Source organism: Erwinia piriflorinigrans CFBP 5888, assembly GCF_001050515.1.
GTDB lineage: Bacteria > Pseudomonadota > Gammaproteobacteria > Enterobacterales > Enterobacteriaceae > Erwinia > Erwinia piriflorinigrans.
This window is the reverse complement of record NZ_CAHS01000015.1, coordinates 670,559-684,696: the sequence shown is the minus strand read 5'-3', so window position 1 is coordinate 684,696 and position 14,138 is coordinate 670,559. Positions and strand designations below refer to the sequence as shown.

The following is a 14,138-nucleotide window of genomic DNA, read 5'->3' as shown; positions in this document are numbered from 1 at the left end:
ACTGTCACCGTAACCTCAATTTTACGCGACAGACCCGCTACTGCCGGAGAAGATTAAACACATGGCAACGTTGAGTCAGGAAGCCACACTCGTTCATCAGGCACTGGTTGCCCGTGGTCTGGAAACCCCGCTGCGCGCGCCGGTACGTGAAATGGATGATGATACCCGTAAACAGCTGATTGCCGGACATATGACCGAAATCATGCAGCTGCTGAATCTCGATCTGGAAGATGATAGCCTGGCGGAGACACCGCAGCGTATTGCCAAAATGTACGTCAATGAAGTGTTTTCCGGCCTGGACTATGCCAACTTCCCGAAAATCACCGTGATCGAAAATAAGATGAAGGTTGATGAGATGGTGACGGTGCGTGATATCACGCTGACCAGCACCTGTGAGCATCACTTTGTGATTATTGATGGTCAGGCCACCGTGGCCTATATCCCGAAAGACAAGGTGATTGGCCTGTCTAAAATCAACCGCATCGTGCAGTTCTTCTCGTCGCGCCCGCAGGTGCAGGAGAGACTGACGCAGCAGATCCTCGTGGCGTTGCAAACGCTGCTCGGCACCAGCAATGTGGCGGTTTCGATTGATGCGGTGCACTACTGCGTGAAAGCGCGTGGTATTCGTGATGCGACCAGTGCCACGACAACCACTTCACTGGGCGGACTGTTTAAGTCCAGTCAGAATACCCGTCAGGAGTTTCTGCGCTCGGTGCGCCATCGTTAATTGACGCTCTGTCGCCAGCGGGCGTTTTCTTCCAGGCGCCCGTGAATAACCGTAAACAGGGCGCTGAAACAGACACATCGCCCCCTGCGTGGAACCTGCTATGCCCCGTATTCTTCCGTTGGATTTTGTGCGTGGAGTGGCGATCCTCGGCATTCTGTTGCTCAATATTACCGCCTTTGGTCTACCGAAAGCCGCCTATCTCAATCCTGCCTGGCATGGCATGCCTTCCTCCGGTGATTTTTGGGTGTGGGCCACGCTGGATCTGCTGGCGCAGGCCAAGTTCCTGACGCTGTTTGCCATCCTGTTTGGTGCCGGGCTGCAAATGCTGCTGCCGAGGGGGAAGCGCTGGATACAGTCGCGTCTCTCCTGGCTAGTGATTTTCGGTTTTCTGCACGCGCTCTTACTGTGGGAAGGCGATATCCTGCTGGCCTGGGGGCTAACTGGTCTGATTGCATGGCGCATGATCCGTGATGTTCCCGGCAGCCGACAGCTGTTTCACACCGGCGTGATGCTTTATCTGGTTGGCTGCGCGGTACTGGTGGTGCTCGGGTTAGCGTCCGGATCGCACGCCAGCAGCTCCTGGCTGCCGAATGTGGCCGAGGTGCAGTACGAAACCTTCTGGCGGACAAACGGCGGCTGGGAAGCCATAACCAATCGGCTGGGTATGTTGGGATCGACGCTGATGGCGCTGGCGGTGCAGTATGGCTGGCAGCTGGCGGGATTAATGCTGCTGGGTGCGGCCCTGATGCGCACGGGCTGGCTACGTGGCGACTGGAGCCTGCAACACTACCGCCGTCGCGGCGTGTTGCTTATCCTTACCGGAATAGTGATCGAAATCCCCTCCATTGTTTTGCAGTGGTACAGCCAATGGGATTTCCGCTGGGCCGGTTTTTTCCTACAGTTACCGCGTGAAGTCAGTGCACCGTTCCAGGCGCTGGGCTATGCCGCGCTGTGCTTTGGCTGGTGGCCTCAATTACAGCGTCTGCGTCTTACCTCGGCCATCAGTGCCGTCGGGCGCATGGCGCTAAGCAATTATCTGTTACAGACGCTTATCTGCACCATGCTGTTTAATCACTTCGCGTTGTTCAATCACTTTAACCGACTGCAGCTGCTGGCGCTGGTGCCCGCGATCTGGCTAGTGAACGTGCTGTTTTCTGTCTTCTGGCTGCGTTTTTTCCGTCAGGGGCCGGTGGAATGGCTATGGCGTCGTTTAACCGCATTTGGCCTTAGTGCTGAGGACAGGCCGCCAGGAAGATGATTTGGCTCACAAAGCGTTAAAATGATGATGTAACCGCTTTCATCGTTGTGATGTTTCTCACGCAGTCTGCCGTCAATGCCTGACAAAATAGGCGGCAGAATATCCTTATGTCAGGAACAACCATGCACAATCCATCTATCGGCGGCGACCGGCCATGTTGACGATACGCGATGTGGCCCGCGAGGCGGGCGTCTCTGTTGCCACCGTCTCGCGGGTGCTGAACAACAGCGCGGCCGTTTCCGCCGATACACGCGCTATGGTGATGAAAACTATCGAACGTTTGGACTACCGTCCTGATGCCAACGCGCAGGCGCTGGCTAACCGCCTCAGTGACACCATCGGCGTGGTGGTGATGGATGTCTCCGATCCCTTCTTTGGTGCGCTGGTCAAGGCGGTGGACACCGTTGCCCAGTCGCTGCAAAAACAGGTGCTGATTATTAACTCATGGCATCATGCCGATAAAGAGCGACACGCCATCGAAGTGCTGATCCGTCAGCGCTGTCATGCCCTGATTGTGCATGCAAAAGCTCTGTGCGATCGGGAACTTGCCGCACTGATGCAGCAGGTGCCGGGCATGGTGTTGATCAATCGGGTCGTGCCGGGTTTCGCCCACCGCTGTGTCAGCCTTGATAACGTCAGCGGTGCGTTGATGGCGATGCGCATGCTGTTACAACATGGTCATCAGCGCATTGCCTATCTCGGTTCCATCCATCAGATTGAAGACAACGTACAGCGGCGCGCCGGCTGGCATCAGGCGCTGAGCGAGCAGGGCATTACTCCGGCTGAAAGCTGGTGTGCCGAGGGCGAGCCTGATTTACAGGGGGGTGAGCAGGCGATGGTGGAGCTGCTGGGGCGCAATCTGCAACTGACGGCGGTCTTTGCCTATAACGACAGTATGGCGGCCGGTGCGCTGGCGGCGCTGAAAGATAACGGTATTGCGGTGCCGCAGCAGCTTTCACTGGTGGGATTCGACGATATTCCCTTTGCGCGCTATACCGATCCGCAGCTCAGTACGGTGCGTTATCCGATTGTATCGATGGCAAAACTGGCCAGTGAACTGGCATTGAAGGCCGCAGCCGGGCAGCTCAATCTCCATGAGCAGCACTGTTTCATGCCTACCCTCGTCAGGCGACATTCGGTAGCGACACGACAAACTGTGGCGGTGGTCACTAACCCGGGTGATTCTGCACTGTAACCGCTTTCAATCTGTGAGTAAATTCACAGTTAATTAACATTCATTTATCTAAGATGGCAGCGTTCAACAGGTACGCAAACACCATCGAATGGTGAAACTGGCGCATCTCACGCTCTTCGTGCCACCTGTGAAATATTTTTACACTCTACACATGGCAAGCATTGCCCGGTCAATATGGGCGGATCAACCGCTGCTGAAAACGTGTCATCTATTGGTCTTTATTAACCCGCATCCTGTCGCCTTTTTTGATCGACTGGCTGCGTGAAGTCATACCCTACAAAAACCGGAGATAATATGAATAAGAAGGTTTTCACGCTCAGTTTCCTGTTGGTCAGTATGATGTCAGGCGCGGCGGCTCAGGCCGCAGATACGCGCATTGGCGTCACCATCTATAAATATGACGACAACTTTATGTCAGTGGTGCGCAAGGATATTGAGAAAGAAGCGAAAAACAGCCCGGGCGTCCAGCTGCTGATGAATGACTCGCAGAACAGCCAGTCGACGCAAAATGACCAGGTAGACGTGCTGTTAGCAAAAGGGGTGAAGGCGCTGGCGATCAATCTTGTCGATCCGGCTGCGGCAGCGGTGGTGATTGCTAAAGCGAAAGCGAACGATGTCCCGGTGGTATTTTTCAATAAAGAACCCAGCGCCAAAGCGCTGGCAAGTTACGACAAGGCCTATTACGTCGGGACGGATTCTAAAGAGTCAGGCGTGAAGCAGGGCGAGCTGATAGAGAAACACTGGAAGGCTAACCCGGCATGGGATTTGAATAAAGACGGTCAGATGCAGTTCGTACTGCTGAAGGGCGAACCGGGCCATCCTGATGCAGAAGCGCGAACCAAATACGTGATTGAGACGCTGAACAAAGATGGCGTGAAAACTCAGCAGCTTCATCTGGATACCGCCATGTGGGATACCGCCCAAGCGAAAGACAAGATGGACGCATGGCTGTCGGGGCCAAACGGTAACAAAATCGAAGCGATTATCGCCAATAACGACGCGATGGCGATGGGTGCTGTCGAGGCGTTGAAAGCGCATAACCGATCTTCCGTACCGGTATTCGGCGTTGATGCGCTGCCCGAAGCGCTGGCGATGGTGAAATCTGGTGCAATGGCCGGAACGGTACTGAACGATGCGAATAATCAGGCAAAAGCGACCCTGGATATGGCCAAAAACCTGGCGGCAGGCAAACCGGCTACCGAAGGAACTCAGTATAAACTGGATGGCAAAGTGGTGCGCGTTGCCTACATCCCGGTAGATAAAGACAACCTGTCTCAGCTGCCGCAATAAGCCTTTCCTGATGCGGCCAGCCAGCCGCATCAGCCTAATCAGCCAGGTAAAAATATGGGCAGTAATAGCGTGCAAGCAGATCGCGAATATTTACTGGAGATGACCGCTGTCTGTAAGTCATTCCCCGGGGTTAAAGCGCTTGATAATGTCAATTTAAACGTTCGTCCTCATACTATTCATGCTCTTATGGGAGAGAACGGTGCCGGTAAATCAACGTTGCTAAAATGCCTGTTTGGTATTTACGGTAAAGACAGCGGCAGCATTATATTCCAGGGTAAAGAAGTGGATTATAAAAGCGCCAAAGAGGCGCTGGAAAATGGTGTGTCGATGGTGCATCAGGAGTTAAACCTGGTACTTCAGCGTAGCGTTATGGACAATATGTGGCTCGGACGCTATCCGAAAAAAGGGCTATTTGTCGATCAGGATAAAATGTATCGCGAAACTAAAGCCATTTTCGACGAGCTGGATATAGATATTGATCCACGTGAAAAAGTGGTCACTCTGTCGGTTTCGCAAATGCAGATGGTCGAAATTGCTAAAGCGTTTTCCTACGATGCCAAAATTGTCATTATGGATGAGCCGACCTCCTCACTGTCGGAAAAAGAGGTCAATCATCTTTTTACGATTATTCGTAAACTGAAGGATCGTGGCTGCGGTATTATTTACATCTCCCACAAAATGGAAGAGATATTTCAGCTTTGCGACGAGATCACCATTTTGCGCGACGGCCAGTGGATCACGACTCAACCCCTTGATGGGCTGGATATGGACAAAATCATCGCCATGATGGTGGGACGTTCGCTTAATCAGCGTTTTCCCGATAAAACCAACGTGCCCGGTGAAACCATTCTTGAGGTGCGTAACCTGACCTCGCTGCGCCAGCCGTCGATACGAGACGTCTCTTTCGATCTCCGTCAGGGGGAAATTCTTGGCATTGCCGGGCTGGTTGGGGCAAAACGTACCGATATTGTCGAGACCCTGTTTGGCATTCGTGAGAAGTCTGCTGGCACTATCCGCCTGCACGGTAAGGCGATTAACAATCACAGTGCCAATGAAGCCATTAATCATGGCTTTGCTCTGGTGACCGAAGAGCGTCGCTCAACCGGAATTTATGCTTATCTGGATATTGGCTTCAACTCGCTAATTTCTAATATTGCAAAATATAAAAACCGTCTCGGGCTGCTGGATAATGGCCGTATGAAGAGTGATACCCAATGGGTCATTGACGCGATGCGGGTAAAAACGCCGGGGCATTATACGGCCATTGGTTCGTTATCGGGCGGTAATCAGCAAAAAGTTATCATTGGCCGCTGGCTACTTACCCAGCCGGAAATTCTGATGCTGGATGAACCGACGCGCGGAATTGACGTGGGGGCGAAATTTGAAATTTATCAGCTTATTTCGGAGCTGGCGAAGAAAGGTAAGGGCATTGTGATTATCTCCTCTGAAATGCCAGAGTTATTGGGTATTACTGACAGGATCCTGGTGATGAGTAATGGCCTGGTGGCAGGGATTGTCGAGACAAAAACAACGACGCAAAATGAAATATTGCGTTTGGCTTCATTGCACCTTTAATCATTCACGGGTTGTTGACTATGAAAGCGGTAAATAAAAAAAGCGCGCTCACCTGGCTTAAAGAGGGTGGGATTTACGTGGTGCTGCTGGTATTACTGGCCATCATTATTATCCAGGACCCCACATTTTTAAGTTTAATGAACCTGAGTAATATTCTGACTCAATCCTCGGTACGCGTGATCATTGCGCTCGGCGTGGCCGGACTGATTGTGACCCAGGGAACCGACCTGTCTGCCGGGCGTCAGGTTGGTCTGGCCGCCGTGGTGGCCGCCACGCTGTTACAGTCGATGGATAACGCCAACAAGGTCTTTCCGCAGCTGGAAACGCTGCCTATTGCGCTGGTTGTGGTGATCGTCTGTGCTATCGGCGCGCTGATTGGGCTAATTAACGGCCTGATTATTGCCTACCTGAAGGTGACGCCGTTTATCACCACGCTGGGCACCATGATTATCGTTTACGGGGTTAACTCTCTCTATTACGATCATGTGGGTGCATCACCGGTCGCTGGTTTTGACGAGAAGTTTTCCACCTTTGCTCAGGGGTTCTTGCGCTTCGGTGACTTCAAACTCTCCTATATCACCTTCTACGCGCTGATTGCCGTGTTTATGGTGTGGATCCTGTGGAACAAAACGCGCTTTGGTAAAAACATCTTTGCCATCGGCGGCAACCCGGAGGCCGCACGCGTCTCTGGCGTTAACGTGCCCTTTAACCTGATTCTGGTATACGCGCTGTCCGGGGTGTTCTACGCCTTCGGCGGCATGTTGGAAGCGGGGCGTATCGGTTCGGCCACCAACAATCTTGGCTTTATGTATGAACTGGATGCGATTGCTGCTTGCGTGGTCGGCGGCGTATCCTTTGCTGGCGGCGTCGGAACGGTGGCTGGCGTGGTGACCGGGGTAATTATCTTTACGGTGATCAACTACGGTTTGACTTATATCGGCGTCAACCCTTACTGGCAGTACATTATTAAAGGCGGCATTATTATCTTCGCCGTCGCGCTGGACTCACTGAAATACGCACGTAAGAAATAGTGATGTTAAGTGTTTATGCTGTGCCAGAGGCTGACCATCGCGTCAGCCTTTTTACTTCTTCTGCTGCGACTCCAGCAGCTGCTCCGCGCTGACTGCCGGGTAACTTTGCGCATCCTCCGGCACTTCGTGGCGGGCTGGGATCGGCACCAGCGGGCCGAGGAAACGCGGCTCGCGCTTCATCACGTACAGGTCGACCAGCGCCCCGAGACGCGCAGCCACTTCGCGCAGCCGTACACTCATCATATTTTTTGGCGACGGCACCGCGTAGCACTGGGCCTGAATTCCCATATGCAGCGCGATCAATAATGCGCGTTCGCAGTGGAAACGCTGGGTGATAATAATAAAATCGTTAGTATCAAAAACTTTGCGCGTGCGCACGATAGAATCGAGCGTACGAAAACCGGCATAGTCGAGCACGATATCAGAAGGTTCCACGCCAGCGGCGATCAGGTCGCGGCGCATGGTCATCGGCTCGTTGTAGCTCTGTTGGGCATTGTCGCCGCTTAGCAGCAGGTAATTCACCTTTCCGCTGTTATAGGCGTTCAGCGCACCCTGCATACGGTAAAGGTAATACTGATTGATCACCCCGGTGCGATAAAACTTGGCGGTTCCCAGTACCACGCCAACCTGACGATGCGGCAGCGCTTTGAGATCGTCATATACGTAGGGTGCAGTTTTCCAGCTGATCCAGCGATCGAGGCCGAGTGCGGTCGCTGCTATCAAAGTAATAATGATAATCAGACCATAAATCAGGCGCTTCATCATAATGAATGACACTCGGGTTGGCAGGAAAACAGGACTAAGGCTACTTGAGGCCGGGAGGTGAAGCAAGCCACAGTGTGCCAGGTGAGGGTTTTCCAGGCAAATATCCCCTTTATTGCCAGCAATAAAGGGGATAACCACTATCAGATCGACGTACGACGATAGTTACGGTACTGCGGCAGCCAGAAGTTGTCGGCAATGGCCTTCGACAGGACATCCTCAGAGCTTACGACCGCCACGCCAGCCAGCTGGGCAGCTTTACCTACTGCCATTGCGATCACTTTCGATACGCCCTGAATATCTTTAACTTCCGGTAGCACCGGGCCTTCACCGTCGTTCACCAGCGGTGAGCAGTCTGCCAGCGCACGGCTGGCCGCCATCAGCATGCTGTCGGTGACGCGGCTGGCTCCGGAAGCAATGACGCCGAGGCCAATGCCGGGGAAGATATAGGAGTTATTGCACTGGGCGATAGGATAAGTTTTGTCTTTCCAGCTTACCGGAGAGAACGGGCTACCGGTTGCCACCAGCGCGCAGCCATCGGTCCAGGCCATGATGTCCTGTGGTGTGGCTTCCACCCGCGAGGTTGGGTTGGATAGCGGCATGATGATAGGGCGCGTACAGTGCTTGTGCATCTCGCGCACGATCTCTTCACTAAACAGCCCCGGCTGACCGGATACGCCGATCATAATGTCAGGTTTAGCGTTACGTACCACGTCCAGCAGCGAGAGTGAGTCGCTGGTGCTGTCCCAGTCTGACAGGCGCTCACTTTTTTGCACCAGCCTGCTTTGGAAGTTCAGCAGATTAGGCAGCTTGTCGGTCAGCAAGCCAAAGCGATCGACCATAAATACCCGTGCGCGCGCTTCCTCGTCGCTCAGACCTTCTGATTTCATCTGGGCGATGATCTGCTCGGCGATACCGCAACCGGCGGAACCTGCTCCGAGGAATACCACCTTTTGTTCGCACAGTTTGCTGCCTGCGGCGCGGCTTGCGGCGATCAACGTCCCCAGCGTTACGGCGGCGGTACCCTGAATATCATCATTAAAGCAGCACACCTCGTCACGGTAACGCTCAAGCAGCGGCATGGCGTTTTTCTGCGCGAAGTCTTCAAACTGCAACAGCACGTTTGGCCAGCGGCTCTTCACCGCGTGGATAAATTCATTAACGAAACGATCATACTCTTCGCCGGTGATACGCGGGTGACGCCAGCCCATGTACAGCGGATCGTTCAGCAGCTGCTGGTTATTGGTACCCACATCAAGTACCACTGGCAGGGTATATGCCGGGCTGATGCCGCCACAGGCGGTGTACAGGGAGAGTTTGCCAATTGGGATGCCCATGCCGCCAATGCCCTGATCGCCGAGACCGAGGATACGCTCGCCGTCGGTCACCACGATCACTTTGACGTTTTGCTTGGTGGCATTCTGCAACATATCTTCGATGTTGGCGCGATTCGGATAGGAGATAAACAGACCGCGTGCGCGGCGGTAAATCTCTGAAAAGTGTTCGCACGCCGCACCCACGGTCGGGGTGTAGATAATTGGCATCATCTCTTCAAGATGATTGTCCAGCAGGCGATAGAACAGGGTTTCGTTGGTGTCCTGGATATTGCGCAGGTAGACGTGTTTATCGTTATTGTTTTTAAAGTCCTGGAACTGACGCCACGCGCGTTCTGCCTGTTCCTCAATGCTTTCTACCGTTTCTGGCAGCAGACCGTTGAGGTTAAAATCATTACGCTCCTCAATGGAGAAGGCGCTGCCTTTATTCAGCAGAGGAAATTCCAGCAAGATAGGGCCGGCATAGGGGATATACAGCGATCGTTTACTTTCGTATTCGAGTTCCATGTCATTCTTACTCTTTCAGGATCGGGATGTTGTGGCGCCAATCCTAAAATAATTCATCCGAAAGTACAGCTTTTGTTAACAGCTGATAACAAAAGCGCTCCTTTTTTTTCCTTAAAACATGTTTACGACGTTTTCATTAGCGGGATGGTGGTGAAGTCGTGGCATCCCAGCGCGGCAAGGGTTGTGGCACTGGCGCTTTGCTGGCTTAACTTTGCCCCTGATGCTTCGGCCAGCACCGCCCTTTGGATGTTACTCACATCTTCTCCGGCCAGATTGAGTAAATTCAAAGCGCTCTGCAACGGCGGCAGGCTGGGGTTAAAGGCGGCATTCTCCGCATAGCGCCCGGAAAAGATCGCTCCGCTGCGGGTTTGCAGCGCGATGCCGGAGCACGCGCCACTGTAAGGAGCATGGCAGCGGTTGGCGGCAGCCAGCGCCGCCTGCTCCAGTTTATCGCCCCAGGGCGCGATCCCGTGGTCGACATCGTCCATCAGCAGGGCGGTGATGGCCAGGTCGCGTGGCCCGAAGGAGTCTGGCAGATAGTGACCTAAAGTGGCGCTGTCCCGGCCCGGTAGCTCAATGGTCAGATCGGTGCCGCTGTTCAGCTCGTTCATAAATTGACGGCAGTGGCCGCACGGCGTGTAGTTAACGGTGATGCTTGCCAGCGCGTTCTCCCCGCGCAGCCAGGCGTGTGTCACTGCACTCTGCTCGGCGTGAACCGTTTGCTGCATCGTGGTGCCGACAAACTCCATATTGGCCCCAAACCACAGCGTGCCGCTTTTGCCTCGGGCGATGGCACCAACGTTAAAATCAGACAGCGGCGCGACGGCGCAGGCTGCTGCCAGCGGCAGCAGAGCAAAGGCCAGCTTGCTGTCATCAAGGCCGCACTGCTGTTTTAAAGCGCCAGCCTGTTGCGCGCTGATAAACCCGGCAAAATCAGTAGCGGATAATATCGGGCGCATAGCGTGTTGTAACAGGGGAGAAAGTGTGGCAAATACCGTCTGAAAACGCGGGTGCATAGTGGGCCTCGTGCGCTAAATGCAAGCCCATATCAACGGGCGGCAGCCAGTTATATGTGATCTAAGTCTCTTCATCAATGCAATATGTGAAACACAACGCCAAAATGAGAGACTTATCGCAAGTTTTAACCGTAAAACTTTAGCAGTAGCGGGAAAATAAACGGTGCCAGCAGTGAGGTGATAATTCCACACAGCACCAGTGCCAGAGAGCTGAACGCCCCTTCCTGATAATCAACCTCGGCAGCACGGGCGGTGCCGAGCGCGTGTGAAGCGCTGCCCATCGCCAGCCCACGCGCAGATTTGCTGCGTACCCGCAACAGATTAAGCAGCATATGGCCGAATACCGCGCCCAGCACGCCCGCTATCAGCACGCAGATGGCGCTGATGGCAGGTATGCCGCCGAGCGTGGCGGAGACCGCCATCGCAATGGGGGTGGTCACTGATTTGGGTAACAGGGTGGCGGCAATTTGTGGCGACGCGCCCAGCCATAATGCGATGGCAGTACCGGAAAGCATCGCCGTCAGGCTGCCTATAAAACAGATGCTGATAATCGATTTCCAGCGCGCACGGATCTGGTGCATTTGCTCGTAAAGCGGCAGCGCCAGCGCCACGACCGCCGGTTGCAGAAGTTGGTTAAGCAACGCGCTGCCCTGGAAATAGCGGGCATAGGGCATTTGCAGCAGCAGTAACAGCGGGATAATCACCGCCACCGCAATCAGCAACGGATTGCAGATGGAGATCCTGACCCTGGCTGCCAGTTTGCGCGCGGCCAAAAAAACCAGCACGGTTAACGGCAGTGACCACCAGATATCACTCATCTTTGCCTCCCCGGCGTATGTTATGACGATTGTCCAAACGTTGCGCCATCACGCCGGTGGTTATCAGTACGACCAGCGTGCCGACGGTGCAGGAAATCACAATCGGAGCAAACTGAGCGCTGAGGATATCCGTATGGTCCATGATGCCAACGCTGATGGGAACAAACAGCAGCGCCATATAGCGGATAAGCAGATGGCAGCCCGGCTTGACCCAGCTTAGAGGGAGAAGATTGGCACTGAGCAGGATAAACAGCAGCAGCATGCCGATAATGCTGCCGGGGATAGCGATGGGCAGCAGGCCCGCAATGCTGCGACCGGCGTACAGACAGAGCCAGATGATTAAAAAGGCGCGCAGATATTGCCAGATAACGTGCAGTACGGAACGCATGTCAACTCCAGAGCCTGTCAGGGGCGGCGCTGTTGCAGCCGCCCCGGTACACAATCGATTACTTAACCTGCTGTCCTGGCTGTGCGCCGCTGTCCGGGCTGAGCAGGAAAATATCTTTCCCGCCAGGCCCTGCCGCCATCACCATGCCTTCTGAAAGGCCGAAGCGCATTTTACGTGGAGCCAGATTAGCGACCATCATCGTCAGACGGCCCACCAGCAGCGTCGGATCGGGGTAGGCGGCGCGAATGCCGGAGAAGACAGTGCGTTTTTCGCCGCCAATATCCAGCGTCAGGCGCAGCAGCTTGTCAGAACCTTCAACTAATTCGGCATTTTCGATCAGCGCAATGCGCATATCCACTTTGGCGAAGTCGTCGAAGCTGATGGTCTCCTGCAACGGATCGTCTGCCAGCGGGCCGGTCACGGCCGGTTGGGCGGCGGCGGCATCTTCCTTCGAGGCGGCGATCAGGCCGTTTACCTTATCCATCTCAATACGGCTGTACAGCGCTTTAAACGCGGCGATATTGTGATCCAGCAGCGGCTGTTCAATGCCGTCCCAGGTCAGCGGCTGATTAAGGAACGCTTCAGCGCGTTCGGCGAGGGATGGCATCACCGGCTTCAGCCAGGTCATCAACACGCGGAACAGGTTGATACCCATTGAGCAGATAGCCTGTAGGTCAGCGTCACGGCCTTCCTGTTTTGCCACCACCCACGGGGCCTGTTCATCCACGTAGCGGTTAGCGGCATCGGCTAACGCCATGATTTCGCGTACTGCGCGGCTGAACTCACGGCTGGCCCAAGCTTGCGCGATGCTGTTGGATGCATCGACAAAGGTCTGATACAGCGCCGGATCGGCGAGTTCAGCAGACAGCTGTCCTGCAAAGCGTTTGTTGATAAAACCGGCGTTGCGCGAGGCCAGGTTCACCACCTTGTTCACGATATCGGCATTCACGCGCTGCACGAAATCTTCCAGATTCAGGTCGATATCGTCGATGCGCGAAGAGAGCTTGGCGGCATAGTAGTAGCGCAGGCTGTCGGCGTCGAGATGCTGTAACCAGGTGCTGGCCTTAATAAAGGTGCCGCGTGATTTCGACATTTTTGCACCGTTAACCGTGACATAGCCATGCACAAACAGGTTAGTCGGCTTACGGAACTGGCTGCCTTCCAGCATCGCTGGCCAGAACAGGCTGTGGAAGTAGACGATATCTTTACCGATAAAGTGGTAAAGCTCGGCGTCCGAATCCTTCTGCCAGAAGGCATCAAAGTCGATATCACCGCGCTTATCACACAGATTCTTAAAGGAACCCATATAGCCGATTGGCGCATCCAGCCAGACGTAGAAATATTTACCCGGTGCGTCTGGGATTTCGAAACCGAAATAGGGCGCGTCGCGCGAGATATCCCACTGTTGCAGGCCGGAGTCGAACCACTCCTGCATTTTATTGGCTACCTGCTCCTGCAATGCGCCGGAACGGGTCCAAGCCTGGAGCATGGCGCTGAATTCTGGCAGGTCGAAGAAGAAGTGTTCTGAATCACGCAGCACCGGGGTGGCGCCGGACACCACCGACTTTGGATCGATTAGCTCGGTCGGGCTGTAGGTGGCAGAACAGACCTCACAGTTATCGCCGTACTGGTCCGGTGATTTACAGTTCGGGCAGGTGCCTTTAACAAAACGGTCCGGCAGGAACATGCCCTTTTCCGGATCGTAGAGTTGAGAAATGGTGCGGTTCTTGATAAACCCATTCTCTTTCAGTCGGGTATAGATAAGCTCGGACAGTTCACGGTTCTCTTCGCTGTGCGTAGAGTGGTAGTTGTCATAGCTGATATTAAATCCGGCAAAGTCGGTCTGATGTTCCTGACTCATGTCCGCAATCATCTGCTCCGGTGCAATCCCCATCTGCTGGGCTTTCAGCATGATCGGGGTGCCGTGTGCGTCATCAGCACAGATGAAGTAAACCTGGTTGCCGCGCATGCGCTGGTAACGGACCCAAATATCTGCCTGGATATGCTCGAGCATGTGGCCGAGATGAATGGAGCCATTAGCGTACGGCAGGGCGCACGTTACCAATATTTTTTTCGCGACTTGAGTCATAGTAAGACTTAGCTCATACCTGTTAAAAAAGGGCTTTAGATGGTAACCGATTGCCTGTCCCTGCGTAAACAAGGGGTTCAATTGGCGGTGGATTTTTCCTTACGGCTACGTGAGAGCAAGCCAGATCTGATATGCTTAACCGCAGAGT

General features: G+C 54.1%; 12 protein-coding genes. 6 read left to right on the top strand and 6 right to left on the bottom strand.

Annotation, left to right across the window (positions count from 1 at the left end; all coding sequences use genetic code 11):
- Nucleotides 1–61 precede the first annotated feature (61 nt).
- The 6 genes from folE to mglC all read left to right on the top strand — a co-directional run bounded on the left by folE (nucleotide 62) and on the right by mglC (nucleotide 7,076).
- Nucleotides 62–727 (top strand): GTP cyclohydrolase I FolE, encoded by a 666-nt coding sequence (gene folE / locus EPIR_RS11255; protein ID WP_023655526.1) that lies wholly within the window; start codon nucleotides 62–64, stop codon nucleotides 725–727.
- 100 nt (nucleotides 728–827) lie between these two features.
- Nucleotides 828–1,985 (top strand): DUF418 domain-containing protein YeiB, encoded by a 1,158-nt coding sequence (gene yeiB, locus EPIR_RS11250; RefSeq protein ID WP_023655525.1) that lies wholly within the window; start codon nucleotides 828–830, stop codon nucleotides 1,983–1,985.
- Nucleotides 1,986–2,139: 154 nt separating this feature from the next.
- Nucleotides 2,140–3,180 carry an HTH-type transcriptional regulator GalS gene (gene galS, locus EPIR_RS11245; RefSeq protein WP_023655524.1) on the top strand — a complete coding sequence of 347 codons (1,041 nt, stop codon included), beginning with the start codon at nucleotides 2,140–2,142 and terminating at the stop codon, nucleotides 3,178–3,180.
- Between the two features lie 294 nt (nucleotides 3,181–3,474).
- Nucleotides 3,475–4,470, top strand: a complete 996-nt coding sequence (mglB, locus tag EPIR_RS11240) for a galactose/glucose ABC transporter substrate-binding protein MglB (RefSeq protein ID WP_023655523.1) — start codon at nucleotides 3,475–3,477, stop codon at nucleotides 4,468–4,470.
- 54 nt (nucleotides 4,471–4,524) lie between these two features.
- The gene (mglA, locus tag EPIR_RS11235; protein WP_023655522.1) at nucleotides 4,525–6,045 is read left to right on the top strand and encodes a galactose/methyl galactoside ABC transporter ATP-binding protein MglA; all 1,521 of its coding nucleotides are present in this window, start codon (nucleotides 4,525–4,527) and stop codon (nucleotides 6,043–6,045) included.
- Nucleotides 6,046–6,065: 20 nt separating this feature from the next.
- Nucleotides 6,066–7,076, top strand: a complete 1,011-nt coding sequence (gene mglC / locus EPIR_RS11230; RefSeq protein ID WP_023655521.1) for a galactose/methyl galactoside ABC transporter permease MglC — start codon at nucleotides 6,066–6,068, stop codon at nucleotides 7,074–7,076.
- 51 nt (nucleotides 7,077–7,127) lie between these two features.
- Here mglC and sanA read toward each other — a convergent pair whose 3' ends face one another.
- From sanA to metG, 6 genes are all read right to left on the bottom strand, one after another.
- Nucleotides 7,128–7,841, bottom strand: a complete 714-nt coding sequence (sanA, locus tag EPIR_RS11225; RefSeq protein ID WP_023655520.1) for an outer membrane permeability protein SanA — start codon at nucleotides 7,839–7,841, stop codon at nucleotides 7,128–7,130.
- A gap of 140 nt (nucleotides 7,842–7,981) precedes the next feature.
- Complete coding sequence (locus EPIR_RS11220; RefSeq protein ID WP_023655519.1) at nucleotides 7,982–9,679, bottom strand: NAD-dependent malic enzyme; 1,698 nt, start codon at nucleotides 9,677–9,679, stop codon at nucleotides 7,982–7,984.
- Nucleotides 9,680–9,801: 122 nt separating this feature from the next.
- A complete protein-coding gene (gene cdd, locus EPIR_RS11215; protein WP_023655518.1) occupies nucleotides 9,802–10,695 on the bottom strand; it encodes a cytidine deaminase in 894 nt (297 codons plus the stop codon).
- 125 nt (nucleotides 10,696–10,820) lie between these two features.
- Nucleotides 10,821–11,513, bottom strand: a complete 693-nt coding sequence (locus tag EPIR_RS11210; RefSeq protein ID WP_023655517.1) for a CidB/LrgB family autolysis modulator — start codon at nucleotides 11,511–11,513, stop codon at nucleotides 10,821–10,823.
- Complete coding sequence (locus tag EPIR_RS11205; protein ID WP_023655516.1) at nucleotides 11,506–11,901, bottom strand: CidA/LrgA family protein; 396 nt, start codon at nucleotides 11,899–11,901, stop codon at nucleotides 11,506–11,508. The genes EPIR_RS11210 and EPIR_RS11205 overlap by 8 nt, the downstream gene beginning before the upstream one ends.
- 58 nt (nucleotides 11,902–11,959) lie before the next feature.
- Complete coding sequence (gene metG / locus EPIR_RS11200) at nucleotides 11,960–14,041, bottom strand: methionine--tRNA ligase (protein WP_277302531.1); 2,082 nt, start codon at nucleotides 14,039–14,041, stop codon at nucleotides 11,960–11,962.
- Between the last annotated feature and the right edge of the window lie 97 nt (nucleotides 14,042–14,138).

Coding starts and splice junctions, on each gene's coding strand:
- EPIR_RS11210 (WP_023655517.1), bottom strand. CDS start 11,513: ATGAGTGATATCTGGTGGTCACTGCCGTTAACCGTGCTGGTTTTTTTG.
- mglA (WP_023655522.1), top strand. CDS start 4,525: ATGGGCAGTAATAGCGTGCAAGCAGATCGCGAATATTTACTGGAGATG.
- cdd (WP_023655518.1), bottom strand. CDS start 10,695: ATGCACCCGCGTTTTCAGACGGTATTTGCCACACTTTCTCCCCTGTTA.
- galS (WP_023655524.1), top strand. CDS start 2,140: ATGTTGACGATACGCGATGTGGCCCGCGAGGCGGGCGTCTCTGTTGCC.
- folE (WP_023655526.1), top strand. CDS start 62: ATGGCAACGTTGAGTCAGGAAGCCACACTCGTTCATCAGGCACTGGTT.
- EPIR_RS11220 (WP_023655519.1), bottom strand. CDS start 9,679: ATGGAACTCGAATACGAAAGTAAACGATCGCTGTATATCCCCTATGCC.
- mglB (WP_023655523.1), top strand. CDS start 3,475: ATGAATAAGAAGGTTTTCACGCTCAGTTTCCTGTTGGTCAGTATGATG.
- yeiB (WP_023655525.1), top strand. CDS start 828: ATGCCCCGTATTCTTCCGTTGGATTTTGTGCGTGGAGTGGCGATCCTC.
- EPIR_RS11205 (WP_023655516.1), bottom strand. CDS start 11,901: ATGCGTTCCGTACTGCACGTTATCTGGCAATATCTGCGCGCCTTTTTA.
- mglC (WP_023655521.1), top strand. CDS start 6,066: ATGAAAGCGGTAAATAAAAAAAGCGCGCTCACCTGGCTTAAAGAGGGT.
- sanA (WP_023655520.1), bottom strand. CDS start 7,841: ATGATGAAGCGCCTGATTTATGGTCTGATTATCATTATTACTTTGATA.